The sequence below is a fragment of the Massilia sp. BHUDP2 genome (assembly GCF_046236355.1).
Taxonomy (GTDB): Bacteria; Pseudomonadota; Gammaproteobacteria; order Burkholderiales; family Burkholderiaceae_D; genus Telluria; species Telluria varians.
In genome coordinates this window covers 460,839-484,546 of record NZ_JBJUVW010000004.1, presented here as the reverse complement: position 1 = coordinate 484,546, position 23,708 = coordinate 460,839, and the positions used below count along the sequence as shown (strand labels likewise).

Genomic DNA, 23,708 nt, shown 5'->3' with positions numbered 1-23,708 from the left:
GGGCGCAATTCGTATATTCACCAGGAGTGTTTCATGACCGCAGTCGCCGAAGTGCAAGAGCACGACACGATCCCCGTTCCGATCAACTTCACCGACAGCGCCGCAGAGAAAGTTGCTCAGCTGATCGAGGAAGAGGGCAATCCCGACCTCAAGCTGCGCGTGTTCGTGCAGGGTGGCGGTTGCTCCGGCTTCCAGTATGGCTTCACCTTTGACGAAATCGTCAACGAAGACGACACCACGATGGAAAAGAACGGTGTCCAGCTGCTGATCGACTCGATGAGCTACCAGTACCTGGTCGGCGCCGAGATCGACTACAAGGACGACCTCGAAGGCGCCCAGTTCGTGATCAAGAACCCGAACGCCACCTCGACCTGCGGCTGCGGCTCCTCGTTCTCCGCGTGATCTTCCCCCAGGCAGCCCGGTGATCCGGGCAGTCGACGGCCCGGTTCATCCGGGCCGTTCCTTTTGAGGGCTGGCGTTTGCCAGCCCTTTGTCGTTAACGCCCGCCCTACATCGGGGTCAGGTCTGACATTTAGACACGAACTGAGCAATACAGCAGCGTACGCTCGAGCTCGTGTCCGAATGTCAGACCTGACCCCAGGGGTACTTACGCGGGGTAGAGCGCGCCGAGGATGCGCGGGCCGCGTGCCCCGGTAACGGCCGGCAAATTGCCCGGCTCGCGCTGCAGGAAACGCCAGCCCAGCCAGGCGAAGGCCAGCGCCTCGACCCGGTTCGGCGCGATGCCGAGCGCCGCCGTCGATTCCACGCTTGCGCCGCCCAGCGCCGCGCCGATCTCGCGCAGCAGGGTGGCGTTGTAAGCGCCGCCGCCGCAGACGTACACCGCATCCACAGCCGCGTGCTCGCCGCGGATGGCGTCGGCGATCGTCACGGCCGTCAGGCGGGTGAGCGTTGCCATCACGTCCTGTGCCGCGAGTCCGCTGAAGTCTTTCAGTTTGGCATCGAGCCACCCGTCATGGAACAGGTCGCGGCCGGTGCTCTTGGGGGCCGGCTGGCGGAAGAAGGGCTCGTCCAGCAGGGCATCCAGCAGCGGCTGCTGCACGCTGCCGCCGGCAGCCCAGGCGCCGTCCTCGTCGTAGGCCTTGCCGAGGTGGCGACCGATCCACAGGTCCATCAAGACATTGCCCGGACCGGTATCGAAACCGGTGACGCGGCCGTCGCCATGCAGCACGCTGATGTTGCCGATCCCGCCGATGTTGACGACGACCCGCGCCGTGCCCGGCTCCCCGAAGGCGGCCTCGTGGAAGGCCGGCACCAGCGGCGCGCCCTGGCCGCCGGCAGCGATGTCGCGGGTGCGGAAGTCGGCGATCACGTCGATGCCGCTGAGCTCGGCCAGCAGGGCAGGATTGTTGGTCTGGCGCGTGAAGCCCAGTTCCGGACGGTGGCGAATGGTCTGGCCATGCACGGCGACGGCCGCGACCGGCCCGCCTGCCTGGGGCAGCAGCTGGCGCACGCAGTCGGCGTAGCACAGGGCCAGGCCGTTGGCGGCAAGCGCCTCGCGCTCGAGTTCGTTCTCGCTGGCGGCCTGCAGGGCCATCAGCTCGCTGCGCAATGCGGCGGGGAAGGGCGTGAAGGCTGCCGCGATGCTGCGGATGCCGCCGCCGGCGAAGTCCGCCAGCACGCCGTCCACGCCGTCGAGGCTGGTGCCGGACATCAAGCCGATGATCAGCGACGAAGTCTCGCTCATGTACTTTCTCCTTGTAAGGCAAACCGGACAACGGTTTGCAGGGGGCGCTGATCAGCTCATGCGCCGCCCTGCATACTAAACGCTGGCGCTACCGGACGGAAGCATGCCAAGGGAAGTAAGTCCGTCTCCTTACATAATAAATTACTATTAAACCGTTGTTTATTAACGTCTTTTTCTTATTTGAACATCTACTTTTCAAGTATTTACTATGTTTGTTTTAGGCAAATAGAGTTGATTAGAGTAAATTCTCTAGAACTGGAGGCGATGGCTTGACAAGCATGCCAGCGTGTCCAGGTTCATCCAGACCCTCTTTCCGCTTTTGCCCGACCAACATGAAATTCAATGACTTGAACATCGGTACCCGCCTCGGCCTCGCCTTTGCCGCCATTCTTTTCCTCGGTGCCCTCATGTTGGCAACCGCCTTGTGGCAGCTCGGCCGCATCGCCGAAGCCAAGGACATCATGACGGGCACCACGACGAAAGTCGCTCTTGCAGACCAGTGGTTGCAGGGAATTGCAACAAACAGCGTCCGTACGATGGCAAAGCTGAAAACGACCGATCCGGCCGAAGAGGCTTCTTACGAAGAGGAAATGAAGGCCGTCAGTGCCAACGTGAACAAGGTGCAGAAGGAACTCGAAGCCCTCGTGTTAAGCGAGCGCGGCAAGGCCCTGCTGAAGGCCGTGGCCGATCAGCGCAAGCATTATTCCGCCATCCGCGACGAGGCCTTCCGCCGTAAAACCGAGCTGGGCGCAGCCGATGCGACGCTCAAGGCTTTCGTGAGCGACAAAGTGGCGCCCGAAATGAAGCAGTATGTGCGCACTGTGGAAGAGGTGGTGGCTTACCAGCAAAAATTGTTCAACGATGCCAACGCGCAGATCGACGCCTTACAGGCAAACGCCAAAAAACTGCTGGTGGGCACAGGTATCGCTGCCCTGGTATGTGGCGGATTGTTCGCACTGTTCCTCACGCGAAGCATTACCCGCCCGCTGGCGAACGCCGTCGCACTTGCCGAGCAGGTCGCTTCCAGGGACCTGACCGCGGACATCCGGGTGTCGAGCCGCGATGAAGTCGGCCATCTGCTTTCCGCTCTCAAGCGCATGAACGACAGCCTGCTGGCGACGGTGAGCGAAGTGCGAGCGGGCACGGAGACGATCGTCAGCGCTTCGCAGCAGATCGCCTCCGGCAACCTCGACCTGTCGTCCCGTACCGAGCAGCAGGCCGGTTCGCTGGAAGAAACGGCATCCTCGATGGAGGAGCTGACCAGTTCGGTCCGCCAGAACGCCGACAATGCACGCCAGGCGAATGCTCTCGCAAAGACCGCTTCCGAAATTGCGGTTCGCGGCGGCAAGGTGGTATCGGAAGTGGTAACGACCATGGAATCGATCAACGCCTCCTCGAAGAAGATTGGCGACATCATCGCGGTGATCGACGGGATCGCCTTCCAGACCAATATCCTGGCGCTGAATGCCGCGGTCGAGGCTGCGCGTGCCGGAGAGCAGGGGCGGGGCTTTGCCGTCGTCGCTTCGGAAGTGCGCAATCTTGCGCAACGTTCGGCTGGGGCGGCCAAGGAAATCCGCAGCCTGATCGCGGATTCGGTGGAGAAAGTGGATGCCGGTGGGCGCCTGGTCGACGAGGCCGGCGCAACCATGCAGGAAATCGTCCAGGGCATCGTGCGTGTGACTGATGTCATGGCTGAAATCACGTCGGCCAGCGCCGAGCAGGCGCTCGGCATCGAGCAGGTGAATGCCGCCATTACGCAGATGGATGACGTCACGCAGCAGAACGCCGCGTTGGTCGAAGAAGCGGCCGCAGCGGCGGCATCGATGCAGGACCAGGCAAGCTCGCTGGCCGAGCTGGTCAATACCTTCAAGGTCGAGGCCGCTTCCGCGCACACCCGTCCGGCATCCCCTGGCCAGCGCTCCGGCGAGCGCTCGCCGCGCCTGGGACTGGCAGCCGCTTGAGCGCGGTGGGCAGCGCCATCGGTGCGCTGCCCGGCAAGGTTTACTTCTTCGGCCGCGGCTCCGGATTCTCTTCCGCAGACCAGATGACCGCGGCGATCTTCCAGCCATTCTCGGTGCGGACCATCTGCCAGCTTTCCTTGCCCCAGTTGTTGCGGTAGTCGCCAACCATCAAGCTGTAGTCAAACAGTACCTGGGCCATCTCGCCATCGGTATCGATGCGCACGTTGTCAAAGGTTTCGGTACGTGCTTCCGGAGCGCGGGCGATGGATTCGATGAACTTGCGCGGACTGCCGCCTTGCGTCTTGGGAACCGGCTGCGTCGGATCCTTCAGGCCGGCGCGGTAGCGCGCCACGCTGCCGTCGGTGTACACGCTCACCCAGGTAATGTCTTCGCGCAGGAACAGGCGCATGAAGCCTTCCTTGTCCTTGTCGGCAATTGCCTTGCCAAAGGCCTTGATCACGGCCTCGATCTTCTGCCGGCTTTCCGCCGGGTTTTCCGCAAAAGCATGCTGGGGCGCGCCTGCGAACACGGCCAAGCACAGCGAGGCGGTGGCGAGAACGGGTTTCATCGGGTCTCCTGTCTCTATAAATAGGCGATCACGGACGCGCCGCGAAAAACTGGCTGTCGACGCTATGGCGCGGCATGCCGATCTGCTCCGGCTTCTTCATGAGGTAGGCAAAGCCGCTTCGCTCGCCCTTCAGGGCGCCGTTCAGGAAGTTGAGGACATAGCGCGCGCTCTGGGCGTAGGACTGGGCTATTTCGTCGCGGGTGTAGTCGCCGAAGTCGAGCGGATCGAGGCGCAGGTAGCTGGTGCCGAAATACACATGTTCCATGGCGTACATCGTCAGCAGGTAGACGTCGGCGCCCGTCATTTTCTGCAGGATGCTGCCCGAGTGGTCCGGCTTGAATTTCAGCCCGCGCTCGAAGGGCGGCGGCCGCTGGGCCAGGTAGAGCAGGGGCGTGCGCAGCTGTTCCGGCTTCAAGTAGGGCACTTTCTCCAGCATGGCGTGGCGGTAGCGCACCGTGCCGTCCAGGCAGACCAGGGCCTTGATGCGCTCGTCCTGGGCCGCGGCCAGCACATTCGCCATGCCGCCCCAGGAAAAGCCGGCCACGGCCAGGCGGCTGGCGTCGGCCTGCGGCAGCGATTGCGCGTAGTTCACCAGGAAGCGGATGTCGGCCGCCTGCGCTTCAGCGTGCGCCAGGTCGTCCTTCTGCCAGCGCTCGTCGACACCCAGGGCCGGGCTGGCGATCACGAGATAGCCATGGCTGGCCAGGAATTCCATCATCTCGGCATTCTCGAACACATTGCTGCTGATGCTCGGCGAATAGATCACCACCGGATACTTGCCCGGCAGCGCCCGCGCATCGCGCACCGCCCAGCGCACATCCTTGCGCTCCGCAGCGAGCTGCGCGTCACGTCCGCCTTCGCTAACGAATTTCAGCCAATCCGCCAGCACCTTGTCCCGTTCCGCAGGAGAGCGGGTGAAATCGTCGTCCCAGCCCAGCAGCTGGAGGTAGTCGTCGTAGCGCATCGGCTTCCCGCCTTTGACCGCGGGATACCAGATGGCGGTCTGGATCGGGCGCGGCTTGCGTGCCCCTTCCGGCGCGTTGGCGGGATAGCTGCGGCTCGGATCCACCTGCTCGACCACGCGGAAACCGACTGCGAAACTGCCCGGCTTGTTCAGGAAGGGAAAAGCCTGCTGGGCGCTCGATGGCGCCCCTACCAGCACGAGCAGGATGAACGCGAGAAACTTGAGCATATTGCCTTCTTTATTGTTGATCTCTTTTCACTCTAGCATTGAAAGCTAAAGATATGGCAATAAAAATGCTCGCGGATAGCAAAATAACTGCTATTTCATAGAATTCATGACGGGTGCATAGCGAAGCAGGAAAAGAAAAGGCGCTGTCACCGTTCAGTGTTGAACATACCTAAGGCTATTCGCAGCATCTTGTCGGCTGACCGAACTCGCCCGCCGTCGACGGCCCACTGCCAGCCGAGATAATTGGGCAGATAGCGGGAGGCCACCCCGTTAAAGCGCGCCAGCCACTGCCGGAAGCGCCGGTGGTAGGCATTCACGTTCTGGACATGGACGGCGCCACGCACGCGTTCGCCGGCCCGCAGGTTCACCGCTTCGTGCGAGATGGCGGACGTGCGAGCGAACGCCTTGTAGGCAGGATGGGAATCGGTGACCAGCAGCACATCCCTGTCCAACACCGGAAGCAGGTAGCGGTGCAGCTGGGCCGTGGTGACGGCGCCCCGGCCGGTAATGAAATCGAAGGTGGCGCCGGTACGGTCGCGGGCGACCAGCACGCAGACGTGTTCACTGTTGATGCCGCGCCGGCTGGCTACACCTGCGCGCTTGCGCGGCGGCCGGTCGAGCTTGCGCGAGCCCTTCCGGGATTCGAGCAGGAACAGTTCATCGGCCTCGGCGATGCCGGCCAGCGCTGCAGGACGGTCATCCTTGGCCAGGTGCAGGAAACGGTGGCGCCAGCGGAAGCTGGTGTTGCGGTGCACGCCGAGCCGGTCGGCCGCTTTCCGCACGGACTGGCCCTCGAGCATGCCGTCCAGGTAGTCGAGCCATTTGCCGCGGTGGCGCAGCCGTGCCAGCGGCGTACCCGTCAGGGCACTGAAGGTCTTGCCGCAGGCGCAGCAACGGTAGCGCTGTACCCCGCGGTCGTGCCCGTGGCGATGCAGCCGCCGACCCTCACAGACCGGACATGAAGATGGTCTCCTAGCCTCCTCGATGGTCGCACAGACACGATCCAGTCCAACTGCCGGACGCAACAGCGCGAGCAATTGTTCGCGCTGGCGCCTGGTCAGCTGCGCGACACGCGCCAGCCACGGTTTGAAGCTTGCTGCCTGCATTGCCACCTCCACCGTCGTTCGGACAGTGGTTTGACATCGGTTCAGCTCAACAGTTCAAGATCTCCAACACCTAACGGTGACAGCGCCAAAGAAAACGCCCCGCGGCATGCTCGATGCGGCGGGGCGTCGGGAGGAGCGGGATGGCTTAGCGCGCGGCCATCGCGTTGCCGCTCGGTGCGAGCAGCGAGAAGCGGTGGTTCATCTCGGCGGCGGCCATGCGGAAGCGGGCCAGTTCGGCCTGGCTCAGCGGCTGCTGGGCCAGCGACTTGAACTTCTCCGGATTCTGGGCCTGGCCTGCGACGCGGAACTCGTAGTGCAGGTGCGGGCCGGTCGACCAGCCGGTCGAGCCGACATAGCCGATCACCTGGCCCTGGCTGACCTTGGCGCCCTTGCGCATGCCCGGAGCAATGCGGCTCATGTGGGCATAGGCGGTGCTGTACTTCGACCAGTGCTTCAGGACGACCTGGTTGCCGTAGCCGCCGCTGTTGCCGGCGAAATCGATGACGCCGTCGGCGACCGCGCGGATCGGCGTGCCCGTCGAGGCGGCGTAGTCGACGCCCTTGTGCGCCTTCCACTTGCCCGAGATCGGGTGCACGCGCATCGAGAAGCCCGAGGAGATACGCGAGAACTGCAGCGGGGATTTCAGGAAGGCTTTCTTCAGTGCCTTGCCGTCCAGGCTGTAGTAGCCGCCCTGCTTGGTGACCGGGTCTTCGTACCAGACCGACTGGTAAGCGACGCCGCGGTTGACGAATTCGCCTGCCAGGATGCGGCCGGTCTTCACCAGTTCGCCGTCGAGCCAGAAGGTTTCGTAGACGACGCTGAAACGGTCGCCGCGCTTGAGGTCGGAGCGGAAGTCGATGTTGGTCGAGAACATCTCGATCATCTGGCCGACCACCGAGTCCGGCATGCTGCCGCCGTCGACGTTGGAGTCGGTCGCCGAATACAGCGAGGTGGTGATTTCACGCGAACGCATCTCGACGCGGCGCTCCAGCTTGGCCGGGGCTTCCATCGCGACAAATTTTTCGCCCTTGCGCTCGACCGTGATCTGGCGGGCATCGCCAGCCTTGCCGTCGGTGATCGTGGCGCGCATCGACAGCAGCAGGCCATGTTCATCGGTTTCGGCCTGGATGCGCTTGCCGGTCTTGAGCGACAGCAGGCGGCGGGCGGTCTTGTCGGTACGGAGGAATTTCTGGGCGTCGGCATCGTTGACGCCAAGGCGGGTGAAGAGGGAGCCGATCGAGTCGCCCGGACGGATGCGTTCCTCGTGGATGAATTGCTGCTCGTTCTGCTGCAGGGCGGCGATCTGGTCTGCCAGGTTCGGCAGTTCCAGGTTCTGTTCGATCGACGTGACCGGCATGTCTGCTGCGTCGGGAGCGATCGGGGCCACTGCCACTGCGCCGAATGCAAACACGCTCAGGAGTGCGGCGCCGGCGCTCACGATGCGCGTTTTGCGCGTTCGCGGCAGCAGCTGGAGCAGGCTCTTGCTAGTGATTTTATGTATAGGGTTCATGCAATCAGTTAAAATTTGCGGCTGAACTTCTAGGGATCCAGTTTCTTATCGATCTGCAAAGTTTTCTGCAGGAAACTGAAAAACGATCGTGAATTATACCAAAAGAAGTGGTCCTACAACCGTCTTAGCAAATTTCCTACACGAAAATCCCATACGCATATGAATTCGAATGTCTCGTCCGGTAGCGGCGCTCCGGTACATTCTTCCGCCCCCCTGCCGTTGACGGACAAGGTGCTCGAGGCGCTGGCCATTGCCAAGCGCGGTGTCGATGAACTGCTGATCGAAAGCGAATTCGCCCAGAAACTGGCGCGTTCCGAACAGTCGGGCAAGCCGCTGCGCATCAAGCTGGGCCTGGACCCGACCGCGCCCGACCTGCACCTTGGCCATACCGTGGTGCTGAACAAGATGCGCCAGCTGCAAGACCTGGGGCACCAGGTGATCTTCCTGATCGGCGATTTCACCTCGATGATCGGCGACCCGTCGGGCCGCAATGCCACGCGTCCGCCGCTGACCCGTGAGCAGGTCGAGGAAAACGCCATGACTTATTTCCGTCAGGCTTCCCTGGTGCTGGATGCCGCGCGCACGGAAATCCGCTACAACTCCGAATGGTGCGACCCGCTGGGCGCGCGCGGCATGATCCAGCTTGCCTCGCGCTATACCGTGGCCCGCATGATGGAACGCGACGATTTCACCAAGCGCTACAAGAGTGGGACCCCGATCGCGGTGCATGAGTTCCTCTACCCTTTGATGCAAGGCTATGATTCGGTCGCTTTGCACGCGGATCTCGAACTTGGGGGCACCGACCAGAAGTTCAACCTCCTGGTTGGCCGTGAGTTACAGAAAGATTATGGACAGGAACAGCAGTGCATCCTGACCATGCCCCTGCTCGAAGGCCTGGATGGCGTCGAGAAAATGTCCAAGTCCAAGAACAACTACATCGGCATCACCGAAGCCCCGAACACCATGTTCGGCAAGCTGATGAGTATTTCGGACGACATGATGTGGAAGTACTACAACCTGCTGTCCTTCCGTTCGATCGCCGAGATCCAGAACATCAAGGCCGAGGTGCTTGGCGGCGCCAACCCGCGCGATGCGAAAGTGGCGCTCGGCAAGGAAATCGTCGCACGCTTCCACTCGGCCCAGGCCGCCGACGACGCGCTGGCCGACTTCGTCAACCGCTCGAAGGGCGGCATCCCGGACGACGTGCCGGAAGTCGCCTTGTCCGGCGCGCCGCTGGGCGTGGCCCAGCTGCTGAAAGCGGCCGGCCTGTGCGCCTCGACCTCGGAAGCCATGCGCATGGTCGACCAGGGCGGGGTGCGCATCGATGGCGCCGTGGTCAGCGACAAGGGCTTGCAGGTCGAGGCCGGCACTTTCGTGATGCAGGTGGGCAAGCGCAAGTTTGCGCGCGTGACCTTGGCCGGTTCGCCGCAGCGATGATTGGTCTTCTGCAACGCGTCAGCGAAGCCAGCGTGCGCGTCGACGGCGACACCGTCGGCGCGATTCAAGCCGGCCTGATGGTGCTGGTGTGCGCCGAGAAGGGCGACACCGAGCGCGAGGCCGAGGCCCTGCTGGCCAAGCTCCTCGGCTACCGCGTGTTCTCCGACGAGGCCGGCAAGATGAACCGCAGCATCACCGACACGGCTGGCGGCCTGCTGCTGGTGCCGCAGTTCACGCTGGCCGCCGATACGAAATCGGGCACGCGTCCCTCGTTCTCGCCGGCGGCCGCGCCGGATGACGGTCGGCGCCTGTTCGATCATCTCGTGCGCCAAGCCCGCGAACGTCATGGCATCGTCGAGACCGGCAGATTCGGCGCGGACATGAAAGTTTCACTCATCAACGATGGTCCCGTCACTTTCTGGCTGCAGGTTGATCCTGTCGCGATAGGTGGTGCCCAGCGCTGAAACCCCTGCCGTCAACAAGGGTCAATAGGAAGAGGGCTGGGAGGGCATATGCGAATCTGGAGCGATTCATTCACCGAGGGCGGGCCGATCCCGCCGCAATGCGCGTTTGCGGTGGCCGATCCCGACAGCCACGTCCGGCTGTCCAGCAACCGCAGCCCGCATCTCGCCTGGGACGACGTGCCCGCCGGTACCAAGTCCCTGGTACTGATCTGCCACGACCCCGACGTGCCCTCCGTCGGCGACGACGTCAACCAGGAAGGCAAGACCGTTCCCGCCTCGCTGCCGCGGGTGGACTTCTTCCACTGGTCGCTGGTGGACATTCCGGTCTGCCTGAAATCGCTGGCCGAAGGCATGTTCTCCGACATGGTGACCCCGCACGGCAAGCCGGGCCCGCTACTGCCCTTCACGATCAAGAACGGCACCGAGCACCAGCTGCGCCAGGGCATCAACGACTACACCGGCTGGTTTGCGAACGACCCGACCATGGCGGGCGAGTATTACGGTTATGATGGCCCGTGTCCGCCCTGGAATGACGAGCGCGTGCATACTTATGTGTTTACACTGTATGCCCTCGACATCCCGCGCCTGCCGCTGGTCGGCCGCTTCAGCGGCGCCGAACTGCGCCTGGCCATCCGCGGGCATATCCTGGACGAGGCGCGCACCTTCGGCGTGTATTCGCTGAATCCCGACATAACAGCCTTACTTCCGACCTGAGCCCGCGAGGTTCGGGCAAACGAACCTCATGCTTTCGAATAAGAACACAGCAACGACCATCCTCCTGATCCGCCATGGCGAAACCGCCTGGAATGCCGAGAAGCGCCTCCAGGGCCACCTCGACGTCGCCCTCAATGCCGAGGGCGAGCGCCAGGCAGCCCTGCTGGGCGCCGCGCTCGCGGCCGAGCCGATCGACCACATCGTCTCCAGCGACCTGCAGCGCGCGCGCCAGACCGCCGAGGCCCTTGCCCGCGTGCGCGGGATGGGGGTGGGCATCGACCCGGCGCTGCGCGAGCGCTGCTATGGCGGATTCGAAGGCTTGCTGTACAGCGAGATCGCGGCGCGTTTTCCGCTCGAGTTCGCGGCCTGGCAGGCGCGCGACGTGGACGGCGTGCTGCCGCCGGGAAGCAACCGGGGTGAGAGTTTCCGCGAATTCTACGAGCGGACCACCGCGGCGATCGCCCGGCATGCGGCGGCGCATCCGGGCAAGACCATCGCGCTGGTGGCGCATGGCGGGGTGCTCGAGTGTGCATACCGTGCGGCGCTTGGCTTGTCGCTGGAGACGCCGCGGGATTTCAAGGTGCTCAATGCGAGCGTGAACCGGTTCGTGGTGGAGGAGGGCGTGCTGAAGCTGGTCAGCTGGGGGGAGGTTGCGCACCTTCAGCCGGCCGTATTGGACGACCTGGGCTAGTCGCCTACCCCCACTCTTCACCCCTGCCAATATCACACACGCAACAATCGCCAAAATTCTGCCGCTATTTTGAGCAGCGAATGAGGTAAAATACTAGGTTCCCCGAGAAACTTTCGAGACTTTCCGCTGTGCAAATCGGTCCTTACATCCTGCGTAACAATGTCTTCGTCGCCCCCATGGCCGGGGTGACGGACCGCCCGTTCCGCCAGCTGTGCAAGCAGCTCGGCGCCGGTTACGCGGTGTCCGAAATGGCGGCCTCGAACCCGCGCCTGTGGGCCAGCGAAAAAACCGCGCGCCGCACCGACCACGCCGGGGAAATGGAGCCGAAGGCGGTGCAGATCGCCGGCGCCGATCCGAAGGACCTGGCCGACTGCGCCAGGTTCAACGTCGAGCGCGGCGCCCAGATCATCGACATCAACATGGGCTGCCCGGTCAAGAAGGTCTGCAACAGCTGGTGCGGGTCGGCCCTGCTGCAGCACGAAGATCTGGTCGAGCGCATCCTGCACGCCGTGGTGGAGGCGGTCGACGTTCCCGTCACCCTGAAATTCCGCACCGGCTGGGGCCGCCAGAACAAGAACGCCCTGCGCATCGCCCGCATGGCCGAACAGGCCGGCATCGCGATGCTGACCCTGCACGGCCGCACCCGCGCCGACGGCTACAAGGGCGAGGCCGAATACGACACCATCCGCGTCGTCAAGGCGGCGGTGGGCATTCCGGTGGTCGCCAACGGCGACATCACCACGCCGGAAAAGGCAAAGTACGTGCTCGACTACACCGGCGCCGACGCGGTGATGATCGGCCGCGCCGCCCAGGGCCGGCCCTGGATCTGCCGCGAAATCGACCACTACCTGCGCACCGGCGAACACCTGCCGGCGCCGCTGGTCGAGGAAGTACGCGGCCTGATGAACGAACACCTGCCGGCGCACTATGCCTTCTATGGCGAGTATGTCGGCGTGCGCACCGCCCGTAAGCACATCGGGTGGTATGTGCAGGACTTGCCGGGCGGGGAAGAATTCCGCCAGCGCATGAACCTGCTGGAATCGACCGCCGAGCAGCTGGCTGCGGTCGACGCGTTTTTCAAATCGCAGCTCGGGCATGGCGAGCGGTTACAATACCGACCCGCTCATCCGGCCGATGTGGCGTTGGCAGCATAAGTAGTCGTAATACACATATAAGAATCAGAATAAAACGGGGACACGCTGCGCCAAAAACGCGGCGAGCAATCATTAACCAGGATGAAGCAGCAGAGAACATGAGCAAAGAAAGTATCCAGGAAGTCGTCCAGAAAAGCCTCGAGGACTATTTCAACGATCTCGGCGAGCAGAAGCCGACGAACATCTACGACATGATGGTACTGACGGTCGAAAAGCCGGTCCTCGAAGTGGTCATGACGCGCGCCGACGGCAACCAGTCGCACGCGGCGCAGATGCTGGGCATCAACCGCAATACTTTGCGCAAGAAACTCCAGGAGCACGGGCTCCTCTAAAGCTCTTTGCATGGCGTGGCCGTGCGTCTGGGCGCGGCCGGTACACCGTCCGTGCGCCCGGGCGTCAGAATTCTCAACCACAGGCCTCACCATGATCAAACAAGCACTGATTTCCGTTTCCGACAAAACCGGCGTCCTCGACTTCGCGAAGGCCCTGGCTGCCCTCGGCGTCAACATCCTGTCCACTGGCGGCACCGCCAAGCTGCTGCAGGAAAATGGCGTGCAAGTCACTGAAGTTGCCGACTACACCGGTTTCCCGGAAATGCTCGACGGCCGGGTCAAGACCCTGCACCCGAAGGTGCACGGCGGCATCCTGGCACGCCGCGACCTGCCGGAGCACGTCGCCAAGCTCGACGAGCACGGCATCCCGCAGATCGACATGGTCGTGGTCAACCTGTATCCCTTCCAGCAGACCGTCGCCAAGCAGGAATGCTCGCTGGAAGACGCGATCGAGAACATCGACATCGGCGGCCCGACCATGCTGCGCTCGGCCGCCAAGAACCACCGCGACGTGGTCGTGATCGTCGACCCGGCCGACTACGGCGTGGTGCTGGCGGAAATGAAAGGCACCGGTACTACTGCCGGCCCGGTCAGCTACGAGACCAAGTTCCGCCTGGCGAAAAAAGTGTTCGCCCACACCGCCCAGTACGACGGCGCGATCACCAACTACCTGACCAGCCTGGGCGAAGACCGGCTGCATACGACCCGCTCGAGCTACCCGCAGACCCTGAACATGAGCTTCGAGAAGGTCCAGGACATGCGCTACGGCGAGAACCCGCACCAGGGCGCCGCCTTCTACCGCGACCTGGTCACCACACCGGGCGCGCTGGCCAACTACCGCCAGCTGCAGGGCAAGGAACTCTCGTACAACAACATCGCCGACGCCGATGCGGCATGGGAATGCGTCAAGACGCTCGGCGGCCTCGGCCAGCCGGCCGGCTGCGTGATCGTCAAGCACGCCAATCCATGCGGCGTGGCAATCGGCGTCGATGCGCTGGACGCCTACACCCGCGCGCTGCAGACCGACCCGACCTCGGCCTTCGGCGGCATCATCGCCTTCAACGTCGAGGTCGACGGCCGCGCGGCGGAAGCGCTGGCCAAGCTGTTCGTCGAAGTGTTGATTGCACCAAGCTTCACCGCCGAGGCGCGCCAGATCATGTCGGCCAAGCAGAACGTGCGCCTGCTGGAAATCCCGCTGGGCGAAGGCCAGAACGCCTATGACCTGAAGCGCGTCGGCGGCGGCGTGCTGGTGCAGGCGCCGGACGCGAAGAACGTCGGCCTGGGCGACCTGCGCGTGGTCAGCAAGAAGCAGCCGACCCAGCAGCAGCTGCAGGACCTGATGTTCGCCTGGCGCGTGGCCAAGTTCGTCAAGTCGAACGCCATCGTGTTCTGCGCCAACGGCATGACCCTGGGCGTCGGCGCCGGCCAGATGAGCCGCATCGACTCGGCACGCATCGCCTCGATCAAGGCGCAGAATGCCGGCCTGTCCCTGAGCGGTTCGGCAGTGGCCTCGGATGCCTTCTTCCCGTTCCGCGACGGCCTGGACGTGGTGGTGGATGCGGGTGCGACCTGCGTGATCCACCCGGGCGGCTCGATGCGTGACCAGGAAGTGATCGATGCGGCGGATGAGCGTGGTGTGGTGATGCTGTACACCGGCACCCGTCACTTCCGCCATTGATTTTGTAGGGTGGGCGGCTCTGCCGCCCACGCGGTCAACGATCGCCGGAGGGACCGCGACTATTCATCGTTGACCTATCACCGCGTGGGCGGAGAACCCGCCCACCCTACGTGGTCAAACCACAATATACCTGTGTTTTTGCACAGTATTTTTCCCACGAACACCCCGCAGCCGTATATCATTCCACAATGATTATTCTCGGCATCGACCCGGGCCTGCGTACGACGGGGTTCGGCGTCATTGAAAAACACGGCAGCAAGCTGCGCTACATCGCGTCCGGCACCATCAAGACCGGTACCGAGGGCGCACTGCCGCCGCGGCTCAAGGTGATCCTGAACGGCGTGGGCGAAATCGTCTCCGCCTACGGACCGACCTGCGCGGCCATCGAAAAAGTCTTCGTGAACGTCAACCCGCAGTCCACGCTGCTGCTGGGGCAGGCGCGCGGCGCTGCCATCACGGCCCTGGTCGGCGCCGACCTCGACGTGGCCGAATACACGGCGGTGCAGGTCAAGCAGGCCGTGGTCGGCACCGGCAAGGCCGCCAAGGCCCAGGTGCAGGACATGGTGTCGCGCCTCTTGAAGCTTCCCGGCCTGCCGGGCACCGACGCCGCCGACGCGCTCGGCGTGGCGATCTGCCACGCCCACAGCATGGACACGCTGTCGCTGGTCGGGGCGTTGGCGCCTACGACCAGCACGCTGCGCATGAAACGCAGCCGCCTCGTCTAAGAACAATAGGACTACAACACATGATCGGTCGTCTCTCCGGAATCCTGCTCGAAAAAGCGCCGCCGCACGTGCTGGTGGACTGCAACGGCGTCGGCTATGAAGTCGACGTGCCGATGAGCACCTTCTACAACCTGCCGCATACCGGCGAAAAGGTGGTGCTGTTCACCCACCTGGTCGTGCGCGAGGACGCGCACCTGCTGTTCGGTTTCGGCAGCGCTTCCGAGCGGGCCTTGTTCCGCCAGCTGATCAAGATTACCGGCATCGGCGCGCGCATGGCCCTGGCGATTCTGTCGGGCATGTCGGTGGCCGACCTGTCGCAGGCCGTCACGCTGCAGGAAGCCGGCCGCCTGGTGAAGATCCCGGGCATCGGCAAGAAGACCGCCGAGCGCCTGCTGCTCGAACTGAAGGGTAAACTCGGCGCCGACATCGGCGTGGTCGGCGGCGCCGTGCGCGACGACGCCCAGGCCGACGTGCTCAATGCGCTGCTCGCATTGGGGTATTCTGACAAGGAAGCGCTACTGGCGATCAAGAACATGCCGGCAGGTAGCAGCGTCTCCGACGGCATCAAGTTCGCACTCAAGGCACTTTCCAAAGCATGAGCATCCAGACCGACAACTTCACCGAGCAGCGCGTCATCGACGCGGCGCCGGCCTCGCCCAACGAAGAGGCAATCGAGCGCGCCTTGCGGCCGAAGCAGCTGGACGAATACGTCGGCCAGGCCAAGATTCGCGACCAGCTCGAAATTTTTATTTCCGCCGCGCGCAAGCGCCGCGAAGCGCTCGACCACACGCTGCTGTTCGGCCCCCCGGGCCTCGGTAAAACCACGCTGGCGCACATCATCGCGCGCGAGATGGGCGTGAACCTGCGCCAGACGTCCGGCCCGGTGCTGGAGCGTCCCGGCGACCTCGCCGCGCTGCTCACCAATCTCGAGCCGAACGACGTGCTCTTCATCGACGAGATCCACCGCCTGTCGCCGGTGGTCGAGGAAATCCTGTACCCGGCGCTCGAGGACTACCAGATCGACATCATGATCGGCGAGGGCCCGGCCGCGCGTTCCGTGAAGCTCGACCTGCAGCCCTTTACGCTGGTCGGCGCCACCACCCGCGCCGGCATGCTGACCAACCCGCTGCGCGACCGCTTCGGCATCGTCGCGCGCCTCGAGTTCTACAACGTCGACGAGCTGACCAAGATCGTCGCCCGCAGCGCCGCGCTGCTCGACGCCCCGATCAACGAGGCCGGTGCGCGCGAGGTCGCCAAGCGCGCGCGCGGCACCCCGCGTATCGCCAACCGCCTGCTGCGCCGCGTGCGCGACTACGCGGAAGTGAAGGGCACCGGCGAAATCACCGTGGAGATGGCCGACCGCGCGCTGAAGATGCTCGATGTCGACACCGTCGGTTTCGATGTCATGGACCGTAAACTCCTGGAAGCCGTGCTGTTCAAGTTCGCCGGCGGCCCGGTGGGCATCGGCAACCTGGCGGCGGCGATCGGCGAAGCGGCCGACACCATCGAGGACGTGCTCGAACCCTACCTGATCCAGCAGGGCTACCTGCAGCGCACCCCGCGCGGCCGGATCGCCACGCCGCTGGCCTACCAGCACTTCGGCGTCACCGCGCCGCGCATCAGCCCCACGGGCGACCTGTGGGATAACCTGCCGCCCGCTTGAACCGCTTGCCGGGCCGGGTTCGCCCGGCCGGTTCCGGAAGTGCCATTGTCACATCCATCTGCTAGTATTTGACAATGCGCCTGGCAAGGCCCTGTTTGTCGAATACCGATGCAAGGAGCCGTGATGAGCAAGCGAAGAGATTTCCTTCGGATTGCATCGCGGCTGGGCATTGGCGCTTGCTTCGCAAGCCTGCTTCCGCGGATCGCGCTGGCCCGGCCGGGACGCGACGCGACTGTGCATTACATCGATCCGGGCGCCGCCGGTCCGGGTGAGGGAACGCTTGCCAGGCCTTTCCGTTCATGGACCAGCGTGTCCTGGCTGCCCGGCCATACCTACCTGCAGAAGCGCGGCACGACGTATTCCGGTGTCTTCCAGGTGGGGGCAAGCGGCAATGCCTTGCAGCCCATCACGATCGGCGCGTATTACCGGTCCAACGGCGCCGACGACGATGCGCAGCCGAAGCCCGTCATCGTCCTGCCGGCGGCGCCCGTCAAGCCGGCCGGCGGCGCCTCGATCGCGGTGCACGGCAAGGAGCGCGATTTCGTCACCTACCGTCAGCTCGACATCCGGAATACCGCCTTGCCGGAAGGGCGCGACGCGGCAATCATCTGGCTGGGCAATGGCTGCGTTTTCGAAGACTGCAATGTGAGGTCGAACTGTGCCGGCGTGTACATCGTCGACAAAAGCCACGTCACCGTCTCCGGCTGTGTGCTCGACGTCATCAGCAGTGGCGCCGCCTATGGCAACCAGGGGATCCTGGTCGCGGGGGACCGCACGGTCGACGATATCCGGCTGCTCGACAATACCGTCCGCCACCGCGGCGGCGGTTCGGCGACCTCCTACGGCATCCGCTGCGAAGCCTACGGCGGCGACGCTGTCCTGACCCGGCTCGTGATCAGCGGAAACCGCGTCTCTCCGCCATCCGGCGTCGCCCATAACCCGAACCGCGGGGCGATCGGCATTTATCTGGTGGGGGGCAAGGCTGCCACGCTGGACAGGAACACCGTGACCGGCATGCTCACCGGCATCTACATCAATGGTGGAGATCTCAGCTACGTGGGCAAGAATAACTGCAGCAACAATATGAATTTCGGCATTCATATCAGCGGCGTTTCCCGGTCATGCACCATCGAGCACAACGTCTGCAATGCCAATGGCGGAGCCATGACCAGCACCTGTTACGGCCGCGGTATCGAGCTCTCGTCCAAGGCCGGCCAGGGCGCGGTATCCGGCCACACGATCCGCTACAACACCTGCCGCTTCAACTACAACTTTGGCGGGCCGCTGGACAACGGATCGGAAGGCGTCGGCATCGGCCTGGACGACGGGGCCAGCAAGTGTTCCATCTACGGGAACGTGGTCTCGGATAACGAAGGCAACGGCATCCAGATGTACGGCAGCAAAAACCGGAGCAGGTGGCCGGACACGGGCGGCCATACGGTCGACTCCAACGAGCTGGATGCGAACTGCAGCTTCTCGGTCCTGAACCGGCGCAAAGGTGGGAAGAAGCCCAGTCCATTCCAGGCCCATATCGCGCTGGCTTACATCTACGGCAGCCCCACGGTCGTCTCCAACAACCGCTTCAAGGGCAAGACCCGCATGGGGATCTACACCGACAGCACGAATGCGAACATCACGCTGCGCAACAATGGCTAGTCCGGCGGCTGCAACACCGGGCACATGACAATTGTCATGCCGAACTGATGGCGCCTGCATCTACAGGCGCCATCGTGTTTTTCGCATACTGGCTGCACACCAACCCATGCGAGGAACACATGAAGTCCACCGTCCTGAAAGCAGTCTCCGCCGCCGCGATCCTGATGCTGGCCGGCGCCGCCTCTGCCGCCCCCACCCTGGTCCAGGACGTGCGCGTCTTCGACGGCGAGCGCGTGCACGAGCGCCGCTCGGTCCTGTTCGACAAGGGCGTCATCGTCGACGCCGACTTCCGCGGCGCGGCCCCACGCGGCGCGCGCGTGGTCGACGGGGCAGGGCGCACGCTGCTGCCGGGCCTGATCGACGCGCACGTGCACGCCTTCCGCTACCTGGAGCTGCCGCTGCTGTTCGGTGTCACCACCCAGGTCGACATGTTCAACGACGTGCAGATCATGCGGGACCTGAGCGCGGCCATGGCGGCCGGGAAGAACAGCGGGCGCGCGGACATGTTCTCGGCCGGCACCCTGGCCACCGCGAAAGGGGGGCACGGCACCCAGTTCGGCATGCCGATCCCGACACTCGCCACGCCGGCCGAAGCCCAGGCCTTCGTGGATGCGCGCATCGCCGAAGGCTCGCACTTCATCAAGATCGTGCTGGAGGACGGCCACGGCGCCCAGCGCATGAACAGCCTGGATATCGCCACCGCCAAGGCCCTGATCGAGGCCGCACACCGGCGCGGCAAGCGGGCCGTCGTGCATGTCAGCACGCTCGAGAACGCGCGTGCCGCGCTCGAGGCCGGCGCGGATGGGCTGGTGCACCTCTTTATCGGCACCGACATCGCGGCGCGCGACGCGCAGGCGCTGGCGCAACTGGCCAAGGCCAGGCGCGCCTTCGTGATCCCGACCTATGTGGTGCTCGAGAGCATGGCGGGCGTGAAGACGGATGGACTGCTGGCCGATCCCACCCTCGCGGCACTGCTGGACAAGGAACAGCGGCAGCCGATGCGATCCAGCTATGGCCAGGCGCCCAAGCCCGACCTCTTGGTGACGCCCAGGGCCGTCATCGCCGCCATGCACCGTGCCGGGGTGCCGGTGCTGGCCGGCACCGATGCCGGCAATGCGGGCACCCAGTACGGCATCAGCATGCACCATGAGCTGGCGGCCTTGGTCGCGGCCGGAATGAGCCCGGGTGCGGCGCTGGCGGCCGCCACCAGCGCGCCGGCGCGCGCCTTCGGCCTCGGCAAGCGCGGGCAGGTGGCGAAGGGCTACAAGGCCGACCTGCTGCTGGTGGAGGGCAACCCGCTGGCGGACATCGCCAGCACCCGCCGCATCGTCGAGGTCTGGAAGGACGGCGAAAGCGCCGAGCCGCTGCGTACGCGCCAGCGCGAGCGGGTGGCCCGGGAAAACGCGACGCCCGGTCTCGCGCCGGTAGCGCTGCCGGCGGATGGGCGCATCAGCCTGTTCAGCAAGGAGAAGCTTGCCGGTCCCTTCGGCATGGGCTGGTCCGCGACCCACGACGGCATGATGGGCGGCGCCTCGAGCGCGACGCTGGAACTGCTTTCCGTCGAAGCCGGCGCCCCGGCGGCGCTGGCGGTGACGGCGCGCGTGGTGAAGACGAACTTCCCCTATCCGTGGGCGGGACTGGCCTTCGGGCCGGGCGCCGGGCCGATGCAGCCGGCCAACCTCAGTGCGGCCAAGACGATTGCGTTCCGGGTGCGTGGCGACGGCAAGCGCTATGCCCTCAGCATGATGTCGCGTGGTACCACCATTCCAGCCACCGTGCCCTTCACCGCCGGCGCCGACTGGAAAGAAGTGTCGGTCCCGCTGAGCAGCTTTCCCGGCATCGATCCATCCCTGCTGACCATGATAGGATTCAATGCCGGCCCCGAGCCTGGCGACTACCGTTTCGAGATCGCCGACGTGCGCCTGCTGGACCGCTAACCCGACCCGCTTCACGACATGAACAAGATCAGACAGGTGCTGGCGGGGCCGTGGCTCCCGCCGGAGCAGGGCAGGATGCCGTACTTCTGGCTGCTGAGCCTGGCCTACATGGGCTGGAAGTACGCCTATGTCCCTCCTGGTGCAGGGGAACTGGCCCTGCTGGTGCTGACGCTGGCCGTGTTCGTGCCGCTCTACCTTGCAAGCTTTTGGGCGCGCGGCCGGCAGGTATTCGTCTTCATGCTGGTTGCCTGCCTGCTGGGTGCCGCCTGGGTGCCCTGGAACCCGGGCGCAGCCACCTTCTTCATCTTCGCCTGCGCCATGGCGGCCGGGATCGCGACAATGAAATACGCCGTGGCGGCGATCGTGGCCGTCATCGTGTTGGCGCTGCTGGCCTCGCTGCAGACGAGCGGGAATATGCGCTTCATGTTCCTGATGCCGATCCTGACCGTCGGCCTGCCGGTGGGCATGGGCGCCTTCATGGATGCGCGCCTGCGCCGCTCGCGCCAGGAGCTGATGCGCAAGCAGGAAGAGGTCGAGCACCTGGCCACCATCGCCGAGCGCGAGCGCATCTCGCGCGACCTGCACGACCTGCTCGGGCATTCGCTCTCGCTGATCGCGCTGAAGGCCGAGCTGGCGCGCAAGCTGGCGCACCGCGACGCGGATGCCTGCGCGCGCGAAGTAGGCGACATCGAAACCAGCGCGCGCCAGGCCCTGGCCGAAGTGCGCGCCGCAGTGACGGGCTACCGCGAGAAGGGCCTGGGGCATGCGCTGGCGAGCGCCCGCGCCAGCCTGGCGGCGGCCGACGTCCGGCTGGAGGAAAACGTGGAGCGCTTCGCGCTGGCGCCGGCCGCCGAGAACGTGCTGGCGCTGGCGCTGCGCGAGGCGGTCACCAACGTGGTGCGCCACGCCGGCGCGCGCCGCTGCAGCGTGTCCCTGGGCCTGGAACACGGCGTGGCGGTGCTGCGCATCCTGGACGACGGCAAGGCGCGCAGCGAGGCCGACATCCGGCACGGCAACGGCTTGTGCGGCATGCGCGAGCGCGCCCAGTCGCTCGGGGGCAGGCTGGCGCTGCGCGCCCGCGCCGGCCTTGAACTCGAACTGCGCGTCCCTGCCGGAGTAGCCTCATGATTCGCATATTGCTGGCCGAAGACCAGGCCCTGGTCCTCGGTGCGATGGCTGCGCTGCTCAGGCTCGAGCCGGATTTCGAGGTGGTCGGCGCCGCCACCAACGGCAGGGAAGCCCTCGCCATGTGCGAGCGGCTCCAGCCCGACATCGTCCTGACCGACATCGAGATGCCCCTGATGACCGGGCTGGAACTGGCGGCCGAGCTGAAGGAGCGCCGCTTGCCGCCGAAGCTGATCGTGGTGACCACCTTCGGGCGCAGCGGCTACCTGCGCCGCGCCCTCGAGGCGGGGGTGCGCGGCTACCTGCTGAAGGATGCGTCGGTGGATTCCCTGGCGGCCGCCATCCGCGCGGTGCACGGCGGCGGGCGTGCGATCGCGCCCGAGCTGGCGCTGGAAAGCTGGAGCGGCGGGGCCGACCCGCTCACCGAGCGCGAACGCCAGGTGCTGCGCCTGGCCGGGGAAGGGCGCAGCAGCAGCGACATCGCGCGCCAGGTGCACCTGTCCGAAGGGACGGTGCGCAACTACCTGTCCGAGGCGATCAGCAAGCTGGGCGCCGCCAACCGGGTCGACGCCTATCGCATGGCGCGCGACGCCGGCTGGCTGTAGCCCGTCCTCAAAGGTGGTGCACGACGGACAGGCGCGACTGGCGGCCTTCGCGGGCGCGCACGCGGCCCGCGCTCGGTCCCTGCAGCATCAGGAGGGTCAGCGCAAGCGACACGATCAGGGTGAAGCCGAGCAGCGCCCCGCTCAGCCACATGGCGGTCGGCTCGGCGCTGCCCCACAGGATCGCGCTGCCGGCCACGAAGGTGAGCAGCAGCGCCGCGGCCGACACCCGGCCCAGCGCGGGCGAGCGCTTGATGCGGTGGCCGGCCATGCCGATGAAGAAGAAGCCCGACGCGGCCAGCAGCATGGCCGCCAGCAGGGCGGCGGAGCTCGACACTTCATGCGCGGAAGCGCCGTTCGGGAACAGCATCACCGGAGGCGCCACCAGCACCAGGATCCCGGCCATCAGGCAGGCCAGACGCAAGAAGATCATTCGACTTTCCTCGTATTGAATTCGTTGTAATAACAACTCAGCAATACGAGACGATATCGAATTTGCAATTATTGCGGCGCGCGAATGAAGCTCAGTGACTGACGCTTTTCGAGAACAGGTTGATCACCGCCACCCCTGCGATGATCAGTCCGAGTCCGGCGATGGCGGGCAGGTCGAGGCGCTGCCCGTAGACGAACCAGCTGATCAGGGAAATCAGCACGATGCCGACCGCCGACCAGATCGCATAGGCGATCCCCGTAGGCAGCACGCGCAGGCTGAAGGTCAGCAGGTAGAAGGACAGGGCATAGCAGCCCACCGTGACCAGGCTGGGGATCGGCCGGGTAAAGCTGTCGGAGGCCTTGAGCGCGGTGGTGCCGATGACCTCCGTGACGATGGCGAAGGCGAGGTAGAGATAGGCTTGGGACTGGGTCATGCGCCCATCATACAGGGCGAGCGGCCGGCGCCTGTGGGCACGGGCCGCTACATGGGGATTACTGCTCGCGGACCCAGGTCTGCGAACGGCCGAACATCGGCGCGCCGATGTAGCCGCGCACTTCCAGCTTGCTGCCGTTGTCCTTCAGGGCCGCCTTGCTCTTGTAGGTCTTGCCCTTGGACGGATCGAGGATCTCGCCGCCGGTGTACTCGTTGCCGTCCTTTTTCAGGCCGGACAGGATGGTCATGCCGATGATCGGCTGGTCCTTGCGCGCGCCTTCGCAGGCGGTGCATTTCGGGTTCTGGTCCTGGTCGGCCGGGCGGAACAGTTTTTCGATCTTGCCGGTCAGGACGCCGTTCTCTTCGGTGATGCGTACGAGGGACTTCGGCTTGCCGGTTTCGTCGTCGATCGTTTTCCAGGTGCCTGCGGCCGAGGTGTTCTGGGCCATGGCAGCCGGTGCGGCGAGGATCAGGGCAATCAGGCTTGCCTGCATCAGTTTACGCATTGTGGGTCTCCATTGTTGTTGTCTGACGGGACCAGTGTAGCAAACTGTATTCACGGCCGGGTCATCGAAATCCGAGGAAGTATTCGAATTGGATGGGTTCCAACAAAAAACGCGGCC

At 64.7% G+C, this 23,708-nt stretch carries 24 protein-coding genes; 16 read left to right on the top strand and 8 right to left on the bottom strand.

Translation table 11 applies throughout. From position 1 onward, the window contains the following. The first annotated feature begins 33 nt into the window (after window positions 1–33). Entirely contained in the window at window positions 34–402 is a 369-nt protein-coding gene (gene erpA, locus ACK6C6_RS23770) for an iron-sulfur cluster insertion protein ErpA (RefSeq protein WP_027865807.1), read from the top strand. Between the two features lie 205 nt (window positions 403–607). On the opposite strand, the gene ACK6C6_RS23765 is transcribed toward erpA, so the two are convergent. Continuing rightward, window positions 608–1,705, bottom strand: a complete 1,098-nt coding sequence (locus ACK6C6_RS23765; RefSeq protein ID WP_409269615.1) for an anhydro-N-acetylmuramic acid kinase — start codon at window positions 1,703–1,705, stop codon at window positions 608–610. Window positions 1,706–2,037: 332 nt separating this feature from the next. On the opposite strand from ACK6C6_RS23765, the gene ACK6C6_RS23760 reads away from it, so the two are divergent. Continuing rightward, entirely contained in the window at window positions 2,038–3,666 is a 1,629-nt protein-coding gene (locus ACK6C6_RS23760; protein WP_409269614.1) for a methyl-accepting chemotaxis protein, read from the top strand. Window positions 3,667–3,706: 40 nt separating this feature from the next. On the opposite strand, the gene ACK6C6_RS23755 is transcribed toward ACK6C6_RS23760, so the two are convergent. The 4 genes from ACK6C6_RS23755 to ACK6C6_RS23740 all read right to left on the bottom strand — a co-directional run bounded on the left by ACK6C6_RS23755 (window position 3,707) and on the right by ACK6C6_RS23740 (window position 8,042). Continuing rightward, window positions 3,707–4,234 (bottom strand): YybH family protein, encoded by a 528-nt coding sequence (locus ACK6C6_RS23755; protein WP_409269613.1) that lies wholly within the window; start codon window positions 4,232–4,234, stop codon window positions 3,707–3,709. Between the two features lie 28 nt (window positions 4,235–4,262). After that, complete coding sequence (locus tag ACK6C6_RS23750) at window positions 4,263–5,426, bottom strand: dienelactone hydrolase family protein (RefSeq protein ID WP_409269612.1); 1,164 nt, start codon at window positions 5,424–5,426, stop codon at window positions 4,263–4,265. Between the two features lie 146 nt (window positions 5,427–5,572). Continuing rightward, window positions 5,573–6,532 carry an IS1595 family transposase gene (locus tag ACK6C6_RS23745; RefSeq protein ID WP_409269611.1) on the bottom strand — a complete coding sequence of 320 codons (960 nt, stop codon included), beginning with the start codon at window positions 6,530–6,532 and terminating at the stop codon, window positions 5,573–5,575. 145 nt (window positions 6,533–6,677) lie between these two features. Continuing rightward, entirely contained in the window at window positions 6,678–8,042 is a 1,365-nt protein-coding gene (locus tag ACK6C6_RS23740) for a peptidoglycan DD-metalloendopeptidase family protein (protein ID WP_292041688.1), read from the bottom strand. Window positions 8,043–8,201: 159 nt separating this feature from the next. Between ACK6C6_RS23740 and tyrS the strand changes: the two genes are divergently transcribed. The 14 genes from tyrS (at window position 8,202) to ACK6C6_RS23670 (ending at window position 22,223) form a co-directional block, all read left to right on the top strand. Continuing rightward, entirely contained in the window at window positions 8,202–9,479 is a 1,278-nt protein-coding gene (gene tyrS / locus ACK6C6_RS23735) for a tyrosine--tRNA ligase (protein ID WP_409269609.1), read from the top strand. Next, on the top strand, window positions 9,476–9,943 hold the full coding sequence (gene dtd, locus ACK6C6_RS23730; RefSeq protein WP_409269607.1) for a D-aminoacyl-tRNA deacylase: 468 nt from the start codon (window positions 9,476–9,478) through the stop codon (window positions 9,941–9,943). The genes tyrS and dtd overlap by 4 nt, the downstream gene beginning before the upstream one ends. Window positions 9,944–9,991: 48 nt before the next feature. After that, window positions 9,992–10,657 (top strand): YbhB/YbcL family Raf kinase inhibitor-like protein, encoded by a 666-nt coding sequence (locus ACK6C6_RS23725; protein ID WP_409269606.1) that lies wholly within the window; start codon window positions 9,992–9,994, stop codon window positions 10,655–10,657. Window positions 10,658–10,685: 28 nt separating this feature from the next. Continuing rightward, window positions 10,686–11,348, top strand: a complete 663-nt coding sequence (locus ACK6C6_RS23720) for a histidine phosphatase family protein (protein ID WP_409269604.1) — start codon at window positions 10,686–10,688, stop codon at window positions 11,346–11,348. 128 nt (window positions 11,349–11,476) lie between these two features. Further along, complete coding sequence (dusB, locus tag ACK6C6_RS23715) at window positions 11,477–12,502, top strand: tRNA dihydrouridine synthase DusB (RefSeq protein ID WP_409269602.1); 1,026 nt, start codon at window positions 11,477–11,479, stop codon at window positions 12,500–12,502. 98 nt (window positions 12,503–12,600) lie between these two features. Further along, window positions 12,601–12,834 carry a helix-turn-helix domain-containing protein gene (locus ACK6C6_RS23710; RefSeq protein ID WP_027865797.1) on the top strand — a complete coding sequence of 78 codons (234 nt, stop codon included), beginning with the start codon at window positions 12,601–12,603 and terminating at the stop codon, window positions 12,832–12,834. 91 nt (window positions 12,835–12,925) lie between these two features. Further along, window positions 12,926–14,512 carry a bifunctional phosphoribosylaminoimidazolecarboxamide formyltransferase/IMP cyclohydrolase gene (gene purH, locus ACK6C6_RS23705; protein WP_409269601.1) on the top strand — a complete coding sequence of 529 codons (1,587 nt, stop codon included), beginning with the start codon at window positions 12,926–12,928 and terminating at the stop codon, window positions 14,510–14,512. A 188-nt stretch (window positions 14,513–14,700) separates the two neighbouring features. Continuing rightward, on the top strand, window positions 14,701–15,237 hold the full coding sequence (gene ruvC, locus ACK6C6_RS23700; protein ID WP_209589620.1) for a crossover junction endodeoxyribonuclease RuvC: 537 nt from the start codon (window positions 14,701–14,703) through the stop codon (window positions 15,235–15,237). Window positions 15,238–15,257: 20 nt separating this feature from the next. Next, window positions 15,258–15,836, top strand: a complete 579-nt coding sequence (gene ruvA, locus ACK6C6_RS23695) for a Holliday junction branch migration protein RuvA (RefSeq protein ID WP_036210484.1) — start codon at window positions 15,258–15,260, stop codon at window positions 15,834–15,836. Next, complete coding sequence (ruvB, locus tag ACK6C6_RS23690) at window positions 15,833–16,900, top strand: Holliday junction branch migration DNA helicase RuvB (protein ID WP_036210486.1); 1,068 nt, start codon at window positions 15,833–15,835, stop codon at window positions 16,898–16,900. Before ruvA ends, ruvB begins: the two co-directional genes overlap by 4 nt. A 123-nt stretch (window positions 16,901–17,023) precedes the next feature. Beyond that, window positions 17,024–18,556: a right-handed parallel beta-helix repeat-containing protein gene (locus tag ACK6C6_RS23685; RefSeq protein WP_409269600.1), complete on the top strand. Its 1,533-nt coding sequence runs from the start codon at window positions 17,024–17,026 to the stop codon at window positions 18,554–18,556. A 119-nt stretch (window positions 18,557–18,675) separates the two neighbouring features. Further along, the gene (locus ACK6C6_RS23680; RefSeq protein WP_409269599.1) at window positions 18,676–20,493 is read left to right on the top strand and encodes a CIA30 family protein; all 1,818 of its coding nucleotides are present in this window, start codon (window positions 18,676–18,678) and stop codon (window positions 20,491–20,493) included. An 18-nt stretch (window positions 20,494–20,511) separates the two neighbouring features. After that, entirely contained in the window at window positions 20,512–21,621 is a 1,110-nt protein-coding gene (locus ACK6C6_RS23675; protein WP_409269598.1) for a sensor histidine kinase, read from the top strand. Further along, window positions 21,618–22,223, top strand: coding sequence for a response regulator transcription factor (locus ACK6C6_RS23670; RefSeq protein ID WP_036210495.1), 606 nt, complete (start codon window positions 21,618–21,620; stop codon window positions 22,221–22,223). Before ACK6C6_RS23675 ends, ACK6C6_RS23670 begins: the two co-directional genes overlap by 4 nt. Window positions 22,224–22,230: 7 nt before the next feature. Here ACK6C6_RS23670 and ACK6C6_RS23665 read toward each other — a convergent pair whose 3' ends face one another. The 3 genes from ACK6C6_RS23665 to ACK6C6_RS23655 form a co-directional block, all read right to left on the bottom strand. After that, window positions 22,231–22,653: a hypothetical protein gene (locus ACK6C6_RS23665; protein ID WP_409269596.1), complete on the bottom strand. Its 423-nt coding sequence runs from the start codon at window positions 22,651–22,653 to the stop codon at window positions 22,231–22,233. A gap of 91 nt (window positions 22,654–22,744) precedes the next feature. Further along, on the bottom strand, window positions 22,745–23,086 hold the full coding sequence (locus ACK6C6_RS23660; RefSeq protein ID WP_209589615.1) for an SMR family transporter: 342 nt from the start codon (window positions 23,084–23,086) through the stop codon (window positions 22,745–22,747). 58 nt (window positions 23,087–23,144) lie between these two features. Continuing rightward, window positions 23,145–23,591, bottom strand: a complete 447-nt coding sequence (locus tag ACK6C6_RS23655) for a DUF2147 domain-containing protein (protein WP_027865786.1) — start codon at window positions 23,589–23,591, stop codon at window positions 23,145–23,147. Window positions 23,592–23,708: the final 117 nt, after the last annotated feature.